Source organism: Amycolatopsis sp. NPDC059027, from assembly GCF_042739735.1.
GTDB lineage: Bacteria > Actinomycetota > Actinomycetes > Mycobacteriales > Pseudonocardiaceae > Amycolatopsis.
In genome coordinates, this window is record NZ_JBHYIK010000054.1 from 1 (window position 1) to 21,140 (window position 21,140).

The window sequence follows — 21,140 nt, forward strand, 5'->3', positions numbered from 1 at the left end:
CCGTTCGCGACGCTCGAGGCCGTGGGGACGAGAACTACGAGTCCTGCTGCCAGGTGTAGGGCGAAAGGCGGGCGGCGGCCAGCGCCACGAACGCCGCGAGCACGGCGCCGCCGATCACCAGCCAAGGCGTGCTGGGGCCGTTCGAGGTCAGCGCCAGGCTCACCGGCGGCGCCGCGATGACCCCGACGTTCACCCCACCGGAGAACAGGCTCATGTTCCGGTCCGCGACCTCGCGCTTGGACACCTCACTGACATAGCTCAGCAGACTGGGGAAAACGATCATCTCACCCATCGTCCACAGCACCGTCGCGCCGAGGAGCACCGCGGGCGCGGGCGAAAATCCCATGGCGGCGAAGCCCAGACCCGCCAGCCCGTACCCGATGAGCAGCGACGAAGCATGCGGCAGCGAAGCCATCGCCTTGTTCAGCGGCACCTCGACGAGCACGACCATGGCCGCGTTCAGCCCGAACACCACGCTCACCCAGTAACTCGGCATTCCGAGCCCCTGGATCAGATACGCGCTGACCAGCACCGGCGGCAGGGCGTACGCCAGGTGGATCGGCAGTGAGAGCCCGAAAATGGTCCAGAAACGGGTTTCCTCGCGCAGTGACCCGGCGACCAGCCTCCGCTTCCTGGGCTTCTCCTCGTGCACCGGTGCGCCCGCGGCGGGCCGGGTGCCGAGCAGCAGGTAACAGCCGGCGCCGAGCACGCAGACCGCGTTGATCCAGAACAACGCGACCGGCTCGACGGCGAACACCAGCCCGCCCAGCACCGGGCCGACCCCCATCCCGACGTTGATGGCCAGCCTGTTGCAGGCGAAGGAGATCTTGCGGTCGCCGGGCGTGGTGCGGTCGATGATGAGCGAGTAGGACGCCGGGGTGTAGATCTCGAAGGTGAACCCCCACGCGAAGGTCGCGGCGGCGAGCACCGCGACGCCGCTCAGGCTCGGCACGCTCGCGAGGACCACCGCGTGCAGCACCAGCCCGCCCAGCATCACCGCCCGGGCCGGGACACGGCCGAGCAGCACGCTCGCGACCACATCGGCCGCGACCGCGCCGATACCGAAGGCACCGACGATCAGGCCGACGTCGACGGGGCCATAGCCGTCCCCGATCAGCAGATAGGCCGACAGGAAGGGAAAAGCCATCAGCCCGGCGCGGAAGAGCAACGTCACCGTGAACAGCGTGCGCAGATCGCGGTCGAGCCCGCCGACGGTGCGCAGTGTCGTGCCGATCACCGAGGATTCCCCCTCATCTCCCGAGTTCACCGGCCGTCTTCGGCAACGGTGAACACCTCCCCCGTCCTGGTCGCGGCGAGCGCGGCCACCGCGTCGGCGAACGCCACGGGATCGCTCGCCGCGTCACTCCCGGAACGGAAGAATTCCATCACCCCGTCGCGCGTCAGGTAGGAAGAGGCCGGGTGCGAGCGGTCGCCTTCCTTGGCTGTCACGTAAAGCGCCAGCTCCTCGTCGGTGAACTCCTCGACGGTGCCGACGCCGGTGATGGTGCCGACCGGCGCCTTGAGGAACCGGATGGCGCCGATCCCCGCCGGTTCGCGCGGGATCTCCGGCAGTTCGTCCATCGTGTCGAGGTACGACGCGTAGTGCAGGTCGTACGGGCTGAACCCGTACACCCGGTCGATCAGGTCCATGATGCCGTCGCCGCCCGGCCGCGCGGCCACCTCCACCACGCTCAGGTTGTCACCGTCGACCAGGATCTCGACGTGCGCGATGCCCCTGGTGATCCCCAGCGCCTCGCACGCCCTGACGCCGAGCTCGCGCACTGCCTGGTTGTCCGTCTCCCGGCCCGGCACGAGCTGGCCGATCTCGGTGAAGTGCGGCGCCGGCAGCTTCGCCTTGTCCGTCACGGCGAGCACGGCGCGCTGGTCGCGGTGGTTGAGCACCTCGACGGACACCTCGTGCGTCGAGGTCACGAACTCCTCGGCCTGGAAGCGGCCGTCGCTGAAGTCGTACAGCGGCGCGATCGCGAGCAGCTCGGCGCGGCAGTGGTCGTAGGCGGCGGGCAACTCGTCCGGCGAGCCGACCTTGATCGTGCCGGTGTTGCCCGCGAAGTCACGCGGCTTGAGCACCAGCGGGAAGTTCAGCTCGCGGGCGGCCTCCCGGAGTTCGGGCAGGGTGCCGAACGTCCGGTGCCGCGCGGTCGGCACTCCGGCGGCTTCGAAGGCGGCTTTCATCGTGTGCTTGTCGCGGGACCGGCTGACCGCCTCGTCGGTCAGGCAGGGCAGGCCGTAGTGCCGGGCGATCGCGACCGAGACGTGCACGGTCATCTCGATGATGGGCACCACCGCGGCCGGGCGCAGGCCGGTCTCCCGCTCGAACCGCTCCACCGCGGCGAGCGCCGCCTTGGCGTCGTAGTAGTCCGCGCGCAGCACCTCGTCGAAGAACCGGTTGAGCCCGTCCGGTGACGGTGCCATGCCGAAGACCTGACCGGGATAACTCCGCAAGGCGGAGACGATGGCTCGCTCCCGCAGGAGGATGTCGGCGCCGAGCACCAGCAGATAACGGTCACCGTTCGCCTTACGCAGATTGAACATTCCATTCCCTCATGTCGCACGCACGGAGAAGATCCGCCAACAGCACGGCGGTAAGTTCTGAACAAACGGTCTCCCCAGATTTTCGCACAATGGCGCGGATTTTCTTCTTCGCCATTGCTGTCTGGACCACGCGGCGGCAACGCACAAGGAGAGAAACAATGACAGTCGGGTTGCGGAAGGTCAATGGCGTCGAATTCGCGGTGGCGGATCTGGCGCTGGCCGAGCGGGGCCGTCACCAGATGCGGCTGGCCGAGCAGGAAATGCCGGGCCTGATGGCGACCCGCCGCGAGTTCGGCCCCGCGAAACCGCTCAAGGGCGCGCGCATCGCCGGTTCGCTGCACATGACCGTGCAGACCGCGGTGCTCATCGAGACACTGGCCGAACTCGGCGCCTCCGTGCGCTGGGTGTCGTGCAACATCTTCTCCACCCAGGACGACGCCGCCGCCGCGGTCGTCGTCGGCCCCACCGGCACTCCCGAGGCCCCGGCCGGAACGCCGGTCTTCGCTTGGAAGGGCGAGACGCTCGAAGAGTACTGGTGGTGCACCGACCAGCTGTTCCGGTTCGACGGCGGGCAGGGGCCGACCGCGATCCTGGACGACGGCGGTGACGCCACGCTGCTCGTGCACAAGGGCGTCGAGTTCGAGGCCGCGGGCGCGGTGCCGCGGGCCGCCGAGGACGACCCCGAGGAATACCGCCTGATTCTCGACACCTTGCGCACGTCCCTGGCCGAGGACTCGCAGCGGTTCACCAAGATGTCCCAGGAGATCCTGGGCGTCACCGAGGAAACCACCAACGGCGTCAAGCGGCTCTACAAGCTGGCGCGCGACGGCGAACTGCTGTTCCCGGCGATCAACGTGAACGACTCGGTCACCAAGTCGAAGTTCGACAACAAATACGGCATCCGCCACTCGCTCATCGACGGGCTCAACCGCGGTACCGACGTGATGATCGCCGGCAAGCTCGCCGTGGTCTGCGGCTACGGCGACGTCGGCAAGGGCACCGCCGAGTCACTGCGGGGGCAGGGCGCGCGCGTCGTGGTCACCGAGATCGACCCCATCTGCGCGCTGCAGGCGGCGATGGAAGGCCTGCAGGTGGTGGAGCTCGACGACGTGCTGTCCGAGGGCGACATCTTCATCACCACCACCGGCAACTTCAACATCATCATGGCCGATCAGATGGCCAGGATGAAGCACAACGCGATCGTCGCCAACGTCGGCCACTTCGACAACGAGATCGACATGGCCGGGCTCGCCAGGATCCCGGGCATCCGGAAGGTCGAGATCAAGCCGCAGGTACACGAATGGAAGTTCCGAGACGGCAAGTCGCTCATCGTGCTGTCCGAGGGCCGCCTGATGAACCTCGGCAACGCGACCGGCCACCCGAGCTTCGTGATGTCGAACTCGTTCACCAACCAGACGATCGCCCAGCTGGAGCTGCACACCAAGCCCGGCGAGTACGGCAAGGATGTCTACCGGCTGCCCAAGCGCCTCGACGAGAAGGTCGCACGGCTCCACCTCGACGCGCTCGGCGTGAAGCTGACCAAGCTCACCAAGGAACAGGCCGACTACATCGGCGTCGACGTCGACGGCCCGTACAAGCTCGACCACTACCGCTACTGACGCCTCTCAGATGACGCCGAACTCGGCGAGCAGCTGGTGCAGGCTCGCCCCCGAGTTGATCTTGTCGCGGATCACCCGCTCCTTGTCCAGCAGCTCGCGGGTGTCCGCGAGGACGGCCTCGGCGACCGTCGGCGAGACGACGCCGAGGCCGTTCTCGTCGGCGACGATGATGTCGCCCGGCTCGATGAGCTGGCCTTCCACCACCACCGGGACGTTGGTCTGCAAGGGTTCCGTACCGTCGTGCGTGATGCCGGGGCAGCGCCGCGGCAACGTCCCGGCGTACCACACGGGGAAGTCCAGATCGCGGATCTCGTCGACGTCGCGGACCAGTCCGTCGATGATCGCGCCGGCGATCCCGGCCATCTGCGAAAGGGTCGACATCAGCCCGCCCCACATCGCCATCCTCGGCGAGCGGTGGCAGGCGACCACGACGACGTCGCCGGGCTTCGCGGTGGCGAGCACCGGCAGGCAGTCCACCAGCTCGTCCGCGGCCAGGTGCACGGTCAGCGCGGGCCCGGCGATCTTGTGCTCGCGCTTGACCGGCTTGAGCCCGCCGATCACCCCGACCTTCGACCGCGAATCGGCGACGAGGCAGCTCGGGCTGTACTCCGCGCGCGCTATCTCGCGAAACGCCTCGACGAGTTCGGCGCCGGGCCTGACGAGTTCATTGTGGACGGTCCGCATCAGAGTCCCTTTCCGGTGATTTCGGCCAGGATTCGCGCCAGCCGCCCGACGCCCTCGTCGATCTGTTCGTCGGGCACCCTGCTGTAGGCCAGCCGTAGTTCGTGCCTGCCCCGGGCGTCGGGATAGAAGATCGAGCCGGGTACGAAGGTGATGTGCTCGGCCAGCGCACGCTCGGCCAGCGCGAGAGTGTCGACCTCGCCGGGCAGCGTCAGCCAGGTGAAGAACCCACCTTCGGGACGCGTGAACCGGACCCATTCGGGCAGGTGCACCTCCAGCGCCTTCATCATGATTTCGCAGCGGCCGCGGTAGAAAGCGCGCGAAGCGACGATACCCTCGTCGAAGCCACCGGAACGGCCGTAGTCCTCCAGCAGCAGCTGACCGAGCGGCGACGTGCACTGGTCGGTGAACTGCTTCGCCCGCGAAAGCGCGGCGACGAGCGGCGCGGGCGCACTGATCCAGCCGGTGCGCAGACCGGGCGAGAACGTCTTCGAGAACGTGCCGAGCTGCGCAACGACATCGGGGGCCAGGGTCCGCAGGCTCGGCCGCCGGTCACCGTCGTACCCGAGCTCGCGGTAGGCCACGTCCTCGACGAGCAGCAAACCGTGCTTCCTCGCCAGCGCCACCAGCGCGTGCCGCCGTTCGACGGACAGGCTCACGCCCATCGGGTTCTGGTAATCCGGGATCGTGTAAAGGAACTTGGGCTTGCGCCCGTCGGCGAGCGTCCTCGCGAGCGCGTCGACGTCGAGGCCGTGCTCGTCCATCGGCACCGCTTCGATGACGCCCAGCGCGTTCCGGATCGCCATGATCGCGCCCATGAACGACGGGCCTTCGACGAGCACCCGGTCCCCGGCGTCGAGCAGGCAGCCGGTGAGCAGCTTGAGCCCTTCCATGCCACCGCTGGTGATGATGAGCTCGCCGTCCGAGGGGCGCAGGCCGTCGTGGTCGCCGAGCCAGCCGGAAAACCAGTCCCGCAGCCCCGGCAGTCCCCCGGTCGGCCCGTACTGCAACGCCGCCGGGTCCGCGAGAACGTTCGCGAAGCCGGCCTCCATCGCCGCACGCGGGAAGGTCTCCGGATGCGGGTAGCCGCCGGAGAACGCGATGATCCGGTCGTCGCCCGCCTGGCTCAGGATCGAGGTGATCTCGTCCCCTGCCCCGCTGCGGACACTGCGGGCGAACACCTGGTCCCACCTGAATTCGGACACGGTCAGCTCCGGATGATCTCGATGTCGTCCGGCGTGACCAGATCGGGGCTGGTCCAGCCGTCGAGGTCGTAGTCGGCCAGGCAGGTGTCGACGAACCGCTTGAGCGCGTCCGCCTGACCGGACCCCTCGTACATGCCGAGCGTCTGCAGGCGGACCGTCTCGTGGTCGCCGGAGTAGTTGCGCTCGTAGAGTTCGTGCCTGCCGCCGAACTCGGTGCCGACGCCGTCCCACAGCAGCTTGAGCAGCTTCACGCGGTCGAGGGCCTCGATCCCGTTCGAACCGCGGACGTACTTGTCCAGATACGGCCGCACTTCGGGGTTCTTCCAGTCGCCGGCGTGCGAGTTGAGGTAGATCAGGCCGCTGCCGAGCGTCTGCTGCAGGATCTCCTTGACCCGTGGATAGCCGATGCCCATGAAGGTCCGGTACGCCATGCCGTAGTTGACGTTCGGCTGCACCGCGTCGCCGACCCACGGGTTCGGCGACTTCGCCATCGACTCCGAGAGGCTCCAGAACAGGTCGCGCCAGTTGAGCAGCTCACCGATCTGCGCCTGCACGCCACGGAACCCGGAGCTGCCGGTCATCTCGATGGCCTTCATCGCGCATCCCGCGATGAAATCGAGCTTCACCCCGAGCCGTGTGCAGCCGTGGAAGGTGAAACGCTCGAGGAAACCGGAGCCCGCGGTGAACTCGTTCGCGGCCGCGGCGTCGTACATGAACACGTTCTCCCAAGGCACCAGGACCTTGTCGAACACCATGATCGCGTCGTTCTCGTCGAACCGGCTGGAGAGCGGGTAGTCGAACGGGCTGCCCAGCGCGGCGGCGGCCAGTTCGTAGGAGGCGCGGCAGAACAGTTTCAGACCGGGCGCGTCCATCGGGACGGTGAACACCAGGCCGAACTTCTTGTCCCTGACCGGCAGGCCGTAGTGCGCGACGAAGTTCGCGTTCGTCAGCGCCGAACCGGTGGCGACCACCTTCGCGCCGGAGACGACGAGCCCGGAATCGGTCTCCTTCTCGACGTGCACACACACGTCGGAAACCTCGTCGGCGGGTTTGGCGCGGTCGATCGGCGGATGCACGATCGCGTGGTTGAAGTAGAGGACGCGCTCCTGCGCCTCCTTGTACCAGCGCAGCGCGTTGGGCTCGTACTCGCCGTAGAACCCGGAGTTCGCGCCGAGCGTGCCCAGGAAACACGCCTTGTAGTCGGGAGTACGGCCCATCCAGCCGTACACCTGCCGCTGCCAGGCGATGATCGCCTCCCTCGCGGAGAGCAGGTCTTCCGACGAACGCGCGGTCTTGAAGAACGGATGGGTGAAGCCGCCGTTGCCGGTGTCGGTCGGTACCCGCAGCGTTCCCTCGGCTTCCGGCGCGTGCAGCGCGTCGTAGAGCCGGGCGATCGAGCGGGCGCTGTTACGGAACGCGGGGTGATCCACGACGTCACCGACTCGCTCGCCGTAGATGTACACCTCGCGGTCGTCGCGCAGCGAGTCGAGGTACTCGGCGCCGGTCATCGGGCGGACGTCGTGGTGCCCGCCACTCGGCGCGACCGGCTGTTCGAGGGTGGTCATGCGGCTTCTCCCCAGGGGATCGGAGACTTCCAGGCGTCCCGCGACAGCACCACACCGTCCTTTGTGGTCAGTTCGGTGAGGTCGGCGGCGATGTCGCGGGCACGGTCCACCAGCGACGGGAGGCCGAAGGTGAAGAAAAGGGTGCCGGAGGCGAGGTCGCCGAGCGCGTGGATCCGCCCGTCGCCCGTCCCCTCGACGGTGAGCCTGCTGCTCGCGCGGTCGACGTGCAGGCCGCCGCGAGGGTGCCGTTCGCCGAGGCCGCTGTCGACGATCGAGGTGATCAACGGCTCCGCTTTGACCGGAATCTTGTCCGCGGGCACGTTGACCGCGTTGAACACGAAGTCCGCCCGGTACGTGGTGTCCGCTGTGGACAGGGTGAACCCGCCTTCGTCGGCGGGCTTCGCGTCCCGCATCCCGGAGACGATTTCGAGCCTGTCCGCGTCGACGAGTTCGAGCAGCTTGGCCGCGCTGGCGGGCGGCATCGGGCAGCAGACGCTCATGAGCGCGCGATAGTGCTCACGCAGCAACGCGTTCTTCTCGTGCTCGGGCAGCAGCGGCCACACGTCCGGCCCGGCGGCGGGCACCACGCGTTGCAGGATCCGCAGGCCGACATTCGCCGAGTCGACCTCGGCGACGTGCCGCCGCAGCCGCGCGACCGGCTCCTCGCGCTCGCCGCGCAGGACGTCGTCGATCGTGGCTTCGAGATCTTCGCCCGCGTCGGCGAATTCGGCCCGCATGACCGCGATGACCTCGCTCAAGGTGATCCGTTCACCCCGCGCGGCGATGGCGCGGAAGTGCTCCGGGGTGAAATGCTCGAGCCGGTAGCCGATCTGCCGCTGCCGGACCATGGGCAGCACGCCGCTGCGCGAGAGCATCCGGATCTTGCCGCGATGCCCGCGGCCCGCGAGCCCGAGCACCACGTCCACGCCGGTCAGCCCGCTGCCGATCACCGCGATCTCGCCGTCGGGATCGACCTCGGCGAGGGTGGTGGCGAGGGGGTAGGGCTCGGCGACGAACCCTGGCGCGCCACTCAGTCCGTACGTGTCGGTCGGTTTGCCGCGGCCGACGCACAGCACGACGTGGTCGGCGTGGAACCGGCGCCCCCGCCCGGTTTCGAGCCGCAGTCCCCCGCCGTCCGGGGTGGCGGACCGGACGGACTCCCTGATCACCTCGACCCGCCAGCCCTGCTCGATCAGCCTGGCCAGCACCGCGCGCGCGGACTGGACGAGGTAGTCGCCGAACATCCCACGCGGCACGAACCTGATGCCACAGAAGGGATCCCGGTGGAGGGGCCCGCCGTCGCGGTCGCGCAGGGACAGCCAGTTCTGGAAAAGGCCGCTGTCGCCGAACCGCACCGACATGCCGTCCGGGGGAATGTTGACCCGGACGGTGTCCAGGTCCGGCCGGAACGGCCTGCCGCGCCACAGGTGGGACGAGGTCTCGAAGATCTTGATGCCGCCCGTGGGCCCCTCGGCCTCGGCCAGCGCGTCAAGCAGGCACACCGCCGACGCGCCACCGCCGACGACGGCCAGCTCCGGCCATCGATCGTCTGCCGGTCTGCCGAGCGAACGTGGGTAGCTCATTCCATCTCTCATCGTCAGCGGACGTCATCGGCCATCCAGCGAACAACGCGCGGAAACAACGGCGCGTTCATGAACAGGGGGAACCGAGCGACGGAAGGTTACGAGCCCTGCCCACCCTCTCCTCCATCGACGCGGATATGCGTTCGCCCGCGTTTAGCCATTCGAGAATACTTCTCACCACACCGCGCTTTTCTACTCCTTGCTTGCGGGTCGCCCCCGATTCGCTCTCCTGTGGACAGTCGTCGATCGAGGCTCGATCAAGGCTCGATGGGTGGCCATCCGGCACATCGTGAAACTGCTTGACGTGCGCCGGATGCGTGTGAATGATGGATTCGGGGTCCCCCTTGTTCGACGCGCGGCGAGCGCTGCCGGAAATACGCGATTGCTGATCGAATTCAGCGCTGGAGATGCGGGCATGACCACTGAAGTAACGGCCGGTCCGGCAATACGGCGGATTCGGCATCTGATCGGCGGGGACCGGTTCGAGTCGGTGACCGGCGAGACGTTCGAGACGCGGGATCCGCACGACAACTCCCTGCTGGGCACCGTCACACGCGGCACGGCCGAGGACGCCACGCGGGCCATCGAGGCCGCCCGCGCCGCCTTCGACGACGGCCCCTGGCCGCGGATGACCCCGAAGGAACGCCAGAAGATCCTCCACGCGGTCGCGGCCAACGTCGAAAGTCACCTCGAAGAGCTGGCAATGCTCGAAACCCGGGACAGCGGCAAGATCATCACCCAGGCCCGGCACGCCGACGTTCCCCGCACCGCGTACAACCTGCGCTTCTTCGCCGACTACGCGGCGATGGCGGGCAACGAGGCCTACCCGGACGGCGATCTGCTGTCGTACACGCTGTACCCGCCGGCGGGCGTGGTCACCGCGATCAGCCCGTGGAACGCCCCGCTGATGCTCGCGAGCTGGAAGCTCGCCCCCGCGCTGGCCTTCGGCAACACCGCGATCCTCAAGCCCGCGCCGCAGACCCCGCTGACCGCGTCCCGCTTCGGTGAGCTCGCGCTGGAAGCGGGCCTGCCCGAAGGGGTGCTGAACGTCGTGCAGGGGTTCGGCGGCGACGAGGTCGCGGGCCCGCTCACCACCGATCCCCGCGTCGACCGGATCACCTTCACCGGTTCCACCGCGACCGGCGTGCGGATCCTGCGGGCGGCCGCGCCGAACCTCACCCCGGTTTCGGCCGAGCTGGGCGGGAAATCGGCCAACATCGTCTTCGACGACGCCGATCTCGACGTCGCCGTGCCCGAGTCGATCCGCGGCATCTTCGCGGGCAACGGCCAGATGTGTTTCGCCGGGTCGAGGCTTTTCGTGCAGCGCGGCATCCTACCCGAGTTCCTGGCCCGGTTCACCGCCGCGGCCGAGCAGATCGTCGTCGGCGATCCGAAGGATCCGGCCACCACGCTGGGACCGCTGATCGAGCAGCGGCATCTGGACAAGGTCGGCGGCTACGTCGAGCTGGCACGCGACGAAGGCGGCACCGTCGTCTCCGGTGGCCACCGGATCAGCGAACCCGGCCTCGCCGAAGGGTTCTACTACGCGCCGACGGTGATTTCGGGGCTGGGCAACGAATCCCGTACCGCGCAGGAGGAGATCTTCGGTCCCGTCGAGACGGTCATCGGCTTCGACACCGAGGAAGAGGCGCTGCGGCTCGCCAACGCGAGCCCGTACGGGCTGGCCGGGCTGCTCTTCACCACCGACCTCGACCGCGCGCACCGGATGGTGAACCGCTGGAAGGCGGGCACGGTCTGGGTCAACTGCTACCTCGTCCGTGATCTGCGGCTGCCGTTCGGCGGCGAGGGCAGGAGCGGCCTCGGCAGGGAGGGCGGGCAGTACTCGCGGGAGTTCTTCACCGAGCCCCGCGCGGTCACCTTGCGCATCCGGCCAGGACGCTAGCGAACAGGAAGGAATCCCATGGAACCGAGCGCCGCACGGGCGGCCGCCACCCGCCTGCTCGACGCCGCCGGCACGGGGAAAGCCGTGCCGCCGCTGTCCCTGCCGATCGAGGACGCCTACGCCGTCCAAGCCGAGCAGGTGCGGCATCGGGTCGACGAAGGCGAAACCGTTCGTGGCCACCGGATCGCGGGCGCTTCCGTGGCGGCTCGCCGCCGCTGGAAGGTGACCGAACCGGTGCACGGCACCGTGTTCGCCGGCGCGTTCCAGCCGGAGCACCGGCCGATCGCGGCTTCGTTCATCCGGCCCGCGGCCGAGGCGAGTGTCGCGTTCGTGCTCGGCTCGTGCCTCGGCGGCCCGGCGGTGACCACCGCCGACGCGCTGCGTGCCGTCGAATTCGTGCTGCCCGCGCTGGAGATCACCGATTCCCGGATCGACGACGAGGAGCCGGGCGCCGCCGATGTCGCCGCCGACAACGCTTCCGCGGGCGTCGTGGTACTGGGCGCTTCCCCGGTAGCTCTCTCCACAGTGGACTTACGGCTGGCTGGCTGCGTCCTCTATCGCCGGGGCGAGGTCGCCGCGACCGGAGCGGGCGGCCTCTCGCTCGGTTCCCCGGTGAACGCGCTCGCCTGGCTGGCGAACTCCTTGTGCGCCAAGGGTTTGACCCTCGAACCCGGCCAGATCGTGCTCTCCGGCGCGCTCACCCCGCCGGTCGCCGTGTCACCGGGCGACAGCGTCCAGGCGAGCATCGCCGGGCTCGGCAGCGTCACCACCATCCTTGCGGAAGGCCGGTCATGACCGAGAACGTCCTCGAAGTCCGTCCCGGCGACGTCCAGCGCGCCGCCGAGGTCATGCTCGGCGCGGAAGCCGCGGTGACCGCACGGGGTCCGATCACCGCGCACTGGCCGGAGCTCGACCTCGACACCGCGTACGCCGTCCAGTACGAAGCCCTGCGGCAACGCCTGCGGCGCGGCGAAACCCTGATCGGCGTGAAACTCGGCCTCACCTCGCGCGCCAAGCAGATCCGGATGGGCATCGATTCGCCGTCGCTCGCCTGGCTCACCGACGCCATGGTGCTGCCCGCCGGCGAGCCGCTCCCCCGTGCCAAGCTCATCCACCCGCGAGCCGAACCGGAGATCGTGTTCGTGCTCGGCGAACGGCTCGCCGGTCCTGGTGTGACCGCCGCGACCGCCGCGAAGGCGGTGGACCGGGTTTACGGCGGCGTCGAGATCATCGACAGCCGCTTCCAGAACTTCAAGTTCACACTGGCGGACGCGGTGGCCGACAACAGCTCGTCCGGGTTGTTCGTGCAGGGCCCGGTCGGCAAGCGCCCCGAAGACCTCGACCTCGCGCACGAGGCCTGCCTGCTCGAAGTCGACGGCGAGATCGTCGACGCCGCGACCGGCGCCGCCGTGCAGGGACATCCGGCGGAGGCGCTCGCACTGGCCGCCAACAAGCTCGCCGAACGCGGTCTCGCCCTCGAAGCGGGCTGGATCGTGCTGACCGGCGGCATGACCGACGCGGTCCACGTCGAGCCCCGCTCGCGGGTGGCCGCCTGCTTCTCCCACCTCGGCACGATCACCATCCCCGGAGGCGAGTGATGCCGTTCATCGACGTGAGCCTGGGCACCGGGCGCAGCCCCGAGCAGATCCGGGCGCTGATCCACGAACTCACCGAAGCGGCCCACCGCGCCGTCGGCGCGCCGCTGGCGAACATCCGCGTCGTCATCCGGGAGGTCGAACCCGCGCACTGGGCGGCGGGCGACGTGACCGTCGCCGAGCGGCAGGCGTCCACCGAAGGAGCGAAGCCATGACCCAGCCCGACATCCGGCACGAGATCGCGCACCTGGCGCGGATCGAACTGCACACGCCGGACCCCGACGGCACGCTCTGGTTCTTCAAGTCCCTGCTCGGCATGTACGAGACCAAGCGCGAAGGCCAGTCCGTGTATCTGCGCGGGTACGAGGACCCGTACCAGTGGAGCCTCAAGATCACCGAGGGCCCGGAGCCGAAGATGGGGCACGCCGCCCTGCGCACGTCGTCCCCGGAGGCGCTGGAGCGGCGGGCGCGGTCGATCACGGACGGCAATCTCCCTGGCAAGTGGACCGAGGACGAGTACGGCTACGGCAAGACCTTCGCGTTCACCACCCCGGACGGGCACGACCTGCGCCTGCTCTGGGAGGCCGAAAAGTACCGCGCCCCGGCCGAGCTGAAGAGCAAGATCCTGACCAGGGCGTCGAGAAAGCCGTTGCAGGGCATCCCGGTCAAGCGGATCGACCACCTGAACCTGCTGGCCAGCGACGTCACCCCGGTCAAGCGGTCCTTCGAACGCCACCTCGGCATGCAGACCCGCGAACGGGTCGTCGACGGCGACGTCGAAATGGGAGCCTGGCTGAGCAGCAACATCCTCGGCCACGAGGTCGCGGTCATGCGTGACGCGCTCGGCGCGCAGGGCCGCTTCCACCACGTCGCGTTCTACTACGGCGTGCCGCAGCACAACGTCGACGCCGCGGAGATGTTCCGTGAGTACGACGTCACCATCGAAGCCGGCCCGGACCGCCACGGCCTGAGCCAGGGTTCGTTCCTCTACGTGTTCGAACCCGGCGGCAACCGCGTCGAGCTGTTCGGCGACTGCGGTTTCCTCGAACTCGAACCGGACTTCGAGACGAAGACCTGGACGATGGACGACATCGACGTGGTGACGGCCATCGGCGGGGCCAAGCTGCCGTGGGAAACGTACTTCACCTATGGCACCCCACCGGTCGCCCCCGCGCTGAGCCCGAACCCGGCAGCGGCCGCCGCCTGAGTGCAACGCGGTGTCAGGGGCGGCGTCAGCGCGGTGTCCGCCCGGTGTCAGGACGCCAGGCGATCGTGGTTTCCATGAGCAGCGGCCCCACCAGCGGGGACGCTCGAGTGGATCATCAGGAGCACACGATGCAGAAGTTCGCCACCCCCGCCCCGATCGCCGCCGTCCTGGACATCCCCGCCGGGCGCGTCAAGTTCGTCGCCGCCGACCGGGCCGACACCGCGGTCGAGATCCTGCCCGCGGACGCCGCGAAGAGCCGCGACGTCAAGGCCGCGGACCAGACCGCCGTCACCTACGCCGACGGCGTCCTGCGTATCGAGACCCCGGCGAAGAACCAGTACTTCGGTCCCTCGGGCTCCATCGACGTCACCGTCGAGCTGCCCGCCGGGTCCCAGGTCGAGGCGAAGGCCGCCAGCGCCGAGTTCCGGACCGTCGGACGTCTCGGCGACGTCGCCTTCGACGGCGCGTACAGCCAGATCAAGATCGACAACGCCGCGAGCCTCCGTCTCACCGCGGTCGACGGCGACGTCGAGGTCGGCCGGCTGGGCGGCCCCGCCCAGATCAGCACCGCCCGGGGCGACATCCGGGTCGCCGAGGCCACGCGCGGCACGGTCGTGCTGAGCACGCAGTCCGGTGGCATTTCGATCGGTGCCGCCGCCGGGGTCTCGGCTTCCCTGGACGCCGGCACCTCCCACGGCCGTGTCAGCAACGCCCTGAAAAACGACGGTAGCGCCGAACTCGAAATCCACGCCACCACCGCCTACGGCGACATCACCGCCCGCAGCGTGTGACCCGCGGCCGCCCCGGAACATCGTTACGGCAGAAGGCTTTCGCGGCTTCGCTGTCCTCTGTGGACGGTCCCGCCCGTTGTGGTCCACGGGCGGGACCGTCGCCGGGAAAACGGCCTCCGCTGGCGGATCACGCGCGCAGACGTCCACGCCTGTTATCGTGCAAGCACACCGTGACCGTCCGGGCGGCTTCCTGGCGCTGAACCTCGCGATCCGCTCCCCGGACCCGGCGGTGCGGCACACCTTGCGCCCGCTGCTGTTCGGCGGCCTCGAGTACCAGACGCGGCTTCCTCCACAGCACCTGTTCACCGACGAGCTACGCGCGATCGAGGTGCCCGCCCGGAAACACCTCGCGATCATCCCCACCGGGAAGCGTGGACCTCGCCCCGCCGCCGGGATCGGGGCCGACGGTGCTTCAGCGTGCGACGGTGGTCGACCAGTCCGGGAGCTGCCCGTACGCGATCACGTCGGGAGGCGCCGTCGGCACCGTGACGGCGGCGGTCGTCATGGTGCCGGCCGCCGAGACCTTCAACTGCGGCAGCTGCTCCTCGCCGTGCTCGATGAACCTCGGCAGCCATTCGGGAATCGGCGCGCCATCGCTGCTCAGAAGCTCTCCGTCCGGGGCGCGGTGGTAGTTCAGCTCCACGTCACCGTAGCCGCTACGGCACGCGAGCCGCGCGTCACAGAAGTCCCAGCCCCGCGGGCACACCTCGTCGATCCACGCCCAGGCCAGCAGCACGTACGTGGGCGTGAGACGCACACCGTTCGGCATCCTGATCGGCGGGACCTCCTGCACCTCGGCCGATACCTCGACGTTGACAGCGGTCGTGATCCTCGCGTCGGAGAACCGGACGTCGACCTCGCTCACGCGCGTGCCCCTCCTGGCAGTGGGTGATTGGCTTCGCTGTCACCGTACCGCCGCACCACTCCAGCCGCCGGACCTCCACACCGGAGAGTCGCCCTGTCCTGCCGCCGATCGTGCCGGAAAATCCGTACTCCCGTTCGAACAGCGGAAGAACGCCGTTCACCATTGGTCGTGCCGAACTGATCCGCGAAGGCACCAGCACGAAGAGCGGGATTCCACGGCCGGGTCACGCGACCGGCGAAGCCGTCCTTTGCCGATTCCGCGTCTCGCCGCGCTGGTGTGTCCACATCGGACTTCAACAGGGTCGCGAAGGGCGCAGTGGCAACGTTCGGCGTCGTCGATATCCGCTGTCCCGTCCGGGTCGTTCAGGACGCGGGCACCCGGCCGGGGGGAATTCGCCCGGTCGACTGCTCCGACCGCGTGACAGGGCTCCGGGAGGCCATCCGCCCGCTGCAGTACGCCTTCCGCCGCCACCTCGCCTCCTGACCCGCGTTTCGAGGAGTGGAGCAGACGGGAACCGCTCAGGCTGTGGGCAGGTGCTCCTCGGCGAAGGCGACGGCATCGGCGACCGCCTTGTCCGCGGCGGGAAGGTGACCGGCGAGCAGATGCCACACGTGTCCCATCCGGGGCGCGACGTCCAAGCGGGTGGGCACGGCGTCCTCGGCCAGTTTGGCGGCCAGCCGGACGGCGTCGCTGAGCATGACCTCGTGGCCACCGATCTGGATCAGGACCGGCGGCAGTCCGCGGGTGTCCGCGAAGACCGGAGAGGCCAGCGGGCTGTTGCGCGGGGCGCCGCCCAGGACGAGGTCCGCGGCGCGGCGCAGCCCCTCCCGGCTGACGGACGGGTCGACGCCGTCGCGCGTGACCATCGTGGCCCCGGTGTGTTCGAGGTTCGCCCAGGGAGAGATGGCGATCGAGGCGGCGGGCATCGGGAGCCCTTGAGCACGGGCCGCGACCAGGACGCTGACCGCCATCGCGCCGCCGGCGGAGTCTCCGGCGAACACCACGCTTTCCGGTGCGGCACCCTGCTTCAGCAGCCAGCGGTAAGCCGTGACGGCGTCATCGACGGCGGCGGGGAAAGCCGCCTCGGGCGCGAGCCGGTAGTCCGGGACCAGAGCGCGGGCCCGCAGGCGCTGGGCGAGCGTGCCGACCAGGCCGCGGTAGCCCTGCGGGTCGCCCACGAGGTAGGCGCCGCCGTGCAGGTAGACGAGGTGCCGGCCGGCGACGGCGTCCGCCGGGATCGCCCATTCGGCGTCCACCCCGTCCGTGTCCACCACGTCGAAGGTCATCCGGTCCGGCGGCGGGAAACAGTCCTGGAAGAACTTCCGGTAGGCGAGTCTGACCTCCGTCAAGCTGCCGGCCCCCGCCCCGGCGGCCGCGTCGATGACACCGCCGCTGTGGGCCGCCCATTCCCGGTAGAAGGTGGGGACATCGATCGAGACCGTCATGGATTCTCCTGTCGCGAGCCAACAGCGGCTGCGTCCCAGCCGCTCCGCGAGCCTCGGAGCCTCACATAAATGTGAAGGTCAACGGGACGTGACGCAGGCGACGCCGCGGGCTCGTGCGAAGCCGTCAGGACAGCACGGCTTCGATCAGGTGCGGGCCCGGTCGCCGGGTCGCCGCGGCGAACTGGTCGGCGAGTTCTTCGGCTGTCCTCGCGCGCGTCGCGGGGACGCCCATTCCGTGGCTGAGCGCGACGAAATCCAGCTCCGGCTGGGAAAGATCGAACATCCGCGCCGACGCGGCACCCGCACCCCGCGCGCCGACCCGGTCGAGTTCCGCGCGCAGGATGGCGTAGGACCTGTTGTTGAGCACGACGGTGGTGACGTCGAGGTTCTCCCGCGCCTGGGTCCACAGCCCGGAAATGGTGTACATCGCGCTGCCGTCGGCCTCCAGGCACACCACCGGCCGGTCGGGGCAGGCCACCGCGGCCCCCACCGACAGCGGAATACCCTGCCCGATCGCCAACCCGACCAAACCCAGGACGTCATGCGCCGGCGCGCCCGCGGTGGCCTCCGCCAACGTCCCCAGGCCGGCGGTGATCGACTCGTCGCACACGATCGCGCCGCGCGGGAGCAGCCCGCCGATGACCCACGCCCAGTTCTCCCGGGTCAGCGCTCCCGTGGGCAAGGCGGTGAGGGTGCCGGGCACCGGACGAGGTTCGCGATCGGGTGCGACCCGGTCGGCGATGCCGGTCAGACCGGACAGGGCCGGGGCGAACTCCTCGGCGAGGACGTGCACCTCGATGCCGTCCGGAACAAGGTCTCCGTTCTTGCCCGGATAGCCGAACGACGCGACCGGCCGCCGGGCTCCGGCCAGTACGAGATGACGTACTCCCGCCATCTGCGCACGCACGTCTTCGCCGCGGTACGCGAGCGGAGTCACCTTCGGGATTCCCGCTCCCCGGTGCAGCACCGCGGGCCAGGTCGGGCAGAACAGGAGCGCTCCGGTGGCCTGGGCGATGCGGTCGGCCGCGTTGAGCCCCTCCTCGGTCAGCGCGTCGCCATCCAGCAACAGCGCGGTTTTTTCACCGGAGCACAGGATCTTCTCCGCGGCGTCGGCGGCGACTACGGCGTCGGAGGCAGGCTGGTTCAGCAGGGAGGGCACCGCCACCCCACCGTCCGACCACGACAGGTCGGCGGGCACCACGACCGTCGCGATCGACCCGGACGTCCCGGTGCGATGCGCGGACGCATCGCCGAATCCCCGGGTCGCGGCGATCGCGGCGGCGACATCGCGGCCGAGCCCGGCGCCGTCGGCCGGGCGGTACAGCCACGCGGAGACCGACCCGGCGACCGCGTCGATATCGGAATCGAGCGGGGAATCCAGCGGTTTGTGCTCGCTCGAATGCTCCCCCACGACATTCAGCACCGGAGTACCGGCACGACGGGCATTGTGCAGATTGGCCAGGCCGTTCCCCAGCCCCGGACCCAGATGCAGCAACGTCGCCGCCGGCCGCCGCGTCATCCGGCCGTAGCCGTCCGCCGCCCCGGTCGCCACCCCCTCGAACAGGCAGAGGATCCCACGCATCTCCGGAAACCGGTCAAGTGCCGCCACGAAATGCATCTCCGACGTACCCGGATTACCGAAACACACCCGGACATCGCTGTCGATCATCGTCTTGACGATCGCTTCAGCGCCCTTCATTTTTCTTGACTCCCTACCACCGATGACGACCGCGCCGCGGAAACTCGTCAAGCCGGTCCCTCGTTTTCGTATTCTGACACGAAAGGAAATGGCGGCGATCCGGCGAATACGAAGAACCAGGAATCGGTGCGCGAACGGGCAGGTCCGCGTCGGCGAGAATTCGTGCCGCCACACCGAGGCTTCTCGCCAAGGGTGCTGGGGCCGTAGGTGCTGTGGGACGCCTTGGGTGCGCTGGCCTGGGGTGCGACAAGGGCGTCCCTGGGTGCGGTGGATGCACCCAGGGCGTCCCTCGGACTTCCCTGCGCTCGCCGACTCAGTTCGCCCGATGTCGCGAACGCTCCATTGAGGACGTTGAACGTCCCCCATGTCCCATTCGCGACACTGCGACAAGATCCGGATCGCCGCCCGCTCAATGGCCGTGGACCACCGGCTGCGGCGGCTCGCTGCTTGCCGTCCCGGCGCGTTGTCTACGCCGGGCCAAGGGCGCGAGGGTGCGGTGGATGATGAAGTACTCGGCGACGAGCACGTTGCCCAGCAGGGCGGCCCATCCGCTGGCGGTGTAGACGTCCCTGAAGGGCACCGAGGGGAACAGCTGGACACCGAGCAGCAGGTAGAGGCGCAGGGTGACCGCGGCGAAGGTGAGGGTGTAGTTGCGGATCATCCAGACGCGGTGCAACTGGACCTGGCCGCGCCGGATGGTCCGGTAGGCCTGCACACCGGTGTACAGCCACGCCACGATCAGCATGGCGAACGCGACCTGCAACGCGAAACCGTTCGGGGTGACCGCGGTGGAGTAGGCCGCCGCGGCGGCCGCGGCCACGACCGAAATCAGGTACACCCGGCCGAGTATCCGATGCAGCCGGGGGAACCGGGCCCGCAGCCGGGGCACGAACTGCCACGGCCCGATGATCAGGGTCAGCCCGGCGGGCACCGAGTGCACCACCAGGCTCAGGTAGTAGCCCACGATGCGCCGGTCGATCGGCACCGTCGAGCTCCCGGTCAGATACGGCGTCACGAAAAACACCGCGATACCGATCGCGAGCGCCGCGAGGACGCTCCACAGGAACCACCACCACCGGCGACGGACCGCACGCGACATAACTGCAGTGGACACGTAAAACTCCCCATCTCGAGCAAGGAAACGAAAAGGAATCGGAAAAGGACCGGGCCGCGGCAGCGGCTCACCGGGTGACGCGGAGACGACGGTGTTCGAGAACGGTCGCGACCGCGTATCCGCCACCGCCCGCGATGGTCATCAGCCAGAACAGGCCCGGGGTCTCCAGGAAAAGCGCGAGGCCGGAGACCAGGGCGAGCCAGGTGCCGAGGCAGTAGTGCAGGAGGTTGCGGCGCACCGCGCCCTCGCCGAGGTACAGGAGGCCGACGACAAGGCCGGAGCCGGCGGGCCAGAGCCGGGTCTGCAGGTCCGGCATGTCCACCATGGCGGCGAGGCCGGTGATGGCGAGGAACAGCGCGGTGAAGGCGCTGATCCAGGACAGGCCGAGGAGCTTGCCGGAGAGCGCGGTGGATTTGTCGGCGGCGCGCAGGGACGGAGCGGCGGCGCGTATCGAGAAAACGGTGCCGGCCGCGAATCCGGCACCGAGCAGGCCGAAGGACAGCCAGGTCGGCACGGCGATCAGCGGATCGGTGCCCCTGGCGAGCGCGGAGGTGCCGTGCCCGAGGACGTAGGCGAGTCCGAAACTGAGGTAGACGCCGCGATTGTCGATCTCCGCGGACCGACCGGCGACGCGGGCCGTGGCGGATGGTGCGATCGTGGTCATGGTTGCTTCCTCCTGACGGGGATTGACGTGCGTCCGTGCACCGGCGGGTGATGCCGGCCATCGACGGGCCGGGTCAGCGGGCCTGCCACCCGCTGGGCGATGTCGGCGGGCCACGCGTACCAGGTGAGGACGGCGCGCTGGTGGGCGAGACCGTGCAGTCCCAGCCACAGGGCGATCGCGTCATCGGTGGGGTCCGGGCTGGTGCGGGCACCCAGGCTGTCGGCGAGGATCCGAATCATGTCCGCGCCCGACGGGTAGAGGTCTTCGGGGGCGATCCCGTCGTGCCGGAAATCGCCGAACATGGCGCGGTAGCGCCGAGGATGCTCTCGGGCGTAGCTCAGATAGGTCCGGCAGACGGCGTACAGCTGTTGCCGGGGCTCGTCGGTACCCGCTGCGGCGGCGCGAAGCCGGCAGGCCAGCTCGGCGAAACTCTGCCGCACGATCGCGAGCATGATGGCCGCCTGGCCGGGAAAATGCGGATAGATGGACGGGGCCGCGATCCCGGCCCGGCGGGCCACCGCCCGCAACGTCAGCGTCCGCTCGTCACCGCCCGCGTCGAGCAGTTCCGTCGCGGCGGCGAGGATCTGCTGGCGAAGCAGGCTTCCTTCGCCACGGCGGTTCCGCGTTCGGTGTGTCGTGTGCATGGCGGGC

The 21,140-nt window shown here is 69.3% G+C and carries 19 protein-coding genes; 7 read left to right on the top strand and 12 right to left on the bottom strand.

Features of this window, described 5'->3' with window-relative positions:
• Window positions 1–34: 34 nt before the first annotated feature.
• On the bottom strand, window positions 35–1,237 hold the full coding sequence (locus ACFWY9_RS31265) for an MFS transporter (RefSeq protein WP_378340560.1): 1,203 nt from the start codon (window positions 1,235–1,237) through the stop codon (window positions 35–37).
• A 26-nt stretch (window positions 1,238–1,263) separates the two neighbouring features.
• Window positions 1,264–2,553, bottom strand: a complete 1,290-nt coding sequence (locus tag ACFWY9_RS31270; RefSeq protein ID WP_378329151.1) for an acetyl-CoA carboxylase biotin carboxylase subunit family protein — start codon at window positions 2,551–2,553, stop codon at window positions 1,264–1,266.
• A gap of 158 nt (window positions 2,554–2,711) precedes the next feature.
• Here ACFWY9_RS31270 and ahcY point away from each other — a divergent pair, with 158 nt between their 5' ends.
• Entirely contained in the window at window positions 2,712–4,172 is a 1,461-nt protein-coding gene (ahcY, locus tag ACFWY9_RS31275; RefSeq protein WP_378340561.1) for an adenosylhomocysteinase, read from the top strand.
• Between the two features lie 6 nt (window positions 4,173–4,178).
• On the opposite strand, the gene ACFWY9_RS31280 is transcribed toward ahcY, so the two are convergent.
• Genes ACFWY9_RS31280 through ACFWY9_RS31295 form a run of 4 tightly spaced genes read right to left on the bottom strand, consistent with a single transcriptional unit; the run spans window position 4,179 to window position 9,206 of the window.
• Window positions 4,179–4,856, bottom strand: a complete 678-nt coding sequence (locus ACFWY9_RS31280) for an RraA family protein (RefSeq protein WP_378340562.1) — start codon at window positions 4,854–4,856, stop codon at window positions 4,179–4,181.
• Complete coding sequence (locus ACFWY9_RS31285; protein WP_378340563.1) at window positions 4,856–6,058, bottom strand: PLP-dependent aminotransferase family protein; 1,203 nt, start codon at window positions 6,056–6,058, stop codon at window positions 4,856–4,858. Before ACFWY9_RS31285 ends, ACFWY9_RS31280 begins: the two co-directional genes overlap by 1 nt.
• Window positions 6,059–6,060: 2 nt before the next feature.
• Window positions 6,061–7,623, bottom strand: a complete 1,563-nt coding sequence (locus tag ACFWY9_RS31290) for a 4-hydroxyphenylacetate 3-hydroxylase N-terminal domain-containing protein (protein WP_378340564.1) — start codon at window positions 7,621–7,623, stop codon at window positions 6,061–6,063.
• Complete coding sequence (locus ACFWY9_RS31295) at window positions 7,620–9,206, bottom strand: FAD/NAD(P)-binding protein (RefSeq protein WP_378340565.1); 1,587 nt, start codon at window positions 9,204–9,206, stop codon at window positions 7,620–7,622. The genes ACFWY9_RS31290 and ACFWY9_RS31295 overlap by 4 nt, the downstream gene beginning before the upstream one ends.
• Window positions 9,207–9,621: 415 nt before the next feature.
• On the opposite strand from ACFWY9_RS31295, the gene ACFWY9_RS31300 reads away from it, so the two are divergent.
• From ACFWY9_RS31300 to ACFWY9_RS31325, 6 genes are all read left to right on the top strand, one after another.
• The gene (locus ACFWY9_RS31300; RefSeq protein WP_378340566.1) at window positions 9,622–11,109 is read left to right on the top strand and encodes an aldehyde dehydrogenase; all 1,488 of its coding nucleotides are present in this window, start codon (window positions 9,622–9,624) and stop codon (window positions 11,107–11,109) included.
• Between the two features lie 18 nt (window positions 11,110–11,127).
• Window positions 11,128–11,904, top strand: a complete 777-nt coding sequence (locus tag ACFWY9_RS31305; protein ID WP_378329159.1) for a 2-keto-4-pentenoate hydratase — start codon at window positions 11,128–11,130, stop codon at window positions 11,902–11,904.
• Between the two features lie 53 nt (window positions 11,905–11,957).
• Complete coding sequence (locus ACFWY9_RS31310; protein WP_378329224.1) at window positions 11,958–12,707, top strand: 2-keto-4-pentenoate hydratase; 750 nt, start codon at window positions 11,958–11,960, stop codon at window positions 12,705–12,707.
• Entirely contained in the window at window positions 12,707–12,919 is a 213-nt protein-coding gene (locus ACFWY9_RS31315; protein ID WP_378329160.1) for a 2-hydroxymuconate tautomerase, read from the top strand. Before ACFWY9_RS31310 ends, ACFWY9_RS31315 begins: the two co-directional genes overlap by 1 nt.
• Window positions 12,916–13,911, top strand: a complete 996-nt coding sequence (locus tag ACFWY9_RS31320; RefSeq protein WP_378329161.1) for a VOC family protein — start codon at window positions 12,916–12,918, stop codon at window positions 13,909–13,911. The genes ACFWY9_RS31315 and ACFWY9_RS31320 overlap by 4 nt, the downstream gene beginning before the upstream one ends.
• Before the next feature lie 128 nt (window positions 13,912–14,039).
• A complete protein-coding gene (locus tag ACFWY9_RS31325; RefSeq protein ID WP_378340567.1) occupies window positions 14,040–14,702 on the top strand; it encodes a DUF4097 family beta strand repeat-containing protein in 663 nt (220 codons plus the stop codon).
• A gap of 412 nt (window positions 14,703–15,114) precedes the next feature.
• Here the strand turns inward: ACFWY9_RS31325 and ACFWY9_RS31330 are convergent, their stop codons facing one another.
• The 6 genes from ACFWY9_RS31330 to ACFWY9_RS31355 form a co-directional block, all read right to left on the bottom strand.
• Window positions 15,115–15,567: a hypothetical protein gene (locus ACFWY9_RS31330; RefSeq protein WP_378329163.1), complete on the bottom strand. Its 453-nt coding sequence runs from the start codon at window positions 15,565–15,567 to the stop codon at window positions 15,115–15,117.
• Window positions 15,568–16,085: 518 nt separating this feature from the next.
• On the bottom strand, window positions 16,086–17,012 hold the full coding sequence (locus ACFWY9_RS31335) for an alpha/beta hydrolase (protein ID WP_378340568.1): 927 nt from the start codon (window positions 17,010–17,012) through the stop codon (window positions 16,086–16,088).
• Window positions 17,013–17,136: 124 nt separating this feature from the next.
• A complete protein-coding gene (locus tag ACFWY9_RS31340) occupies window positions 17,137–18,711 on the bottom strand; it encodes an acetolactate synthase large subunit (RefSeq protein ID WP_378340569.1) in 1,575 nt (524 codons plus the stop codon).
• Window positions 18,712–19,120: 409 nt separating this feature from the next.
• Complete coding sequence (locus ACFWY9_RS31345) at window positions 19,121–19,825, bottom strand: DUF2306 domain-containing protein (protein ID WP_378340570.1); 705 nt, start codon at window positions 19,823–19,825, stop codon at window positions 19,121–19,123.
• Between the two features lie 67 nt (window positions 19,826–19,892).
• Window positions 19,893–20,489: an ABC transporter permease gene (locus tag ACFWY9_RS31350; protein WP_378329168.1), complete on the bottom strand. Its 597-nt coding sequence runs from the start codon at window positions 20,487–20,489 to the stop codon at window positions 19,893–19,895.
• The gene (locus ACFWY9_RS31355) at window positions 20,486–21,133 is read right to left on the bottom strand and encodes a TetR/AcrR family transcriptional regulator (RefSeq protein WP_378340571.1); all 648 of its coding nucleotides are present in this window, start codon (window positions 21,131–21,133) and stop codon (window positions 20,486–20,488) included. Before ACFWY9_RS31355 ends, ACFWY9_RS31350 begins: the two co-directional genes overlap by 4 nt.
• Between the last annotated feature and the right edge of the window lie 7 nt (window positions 21,134–21,140).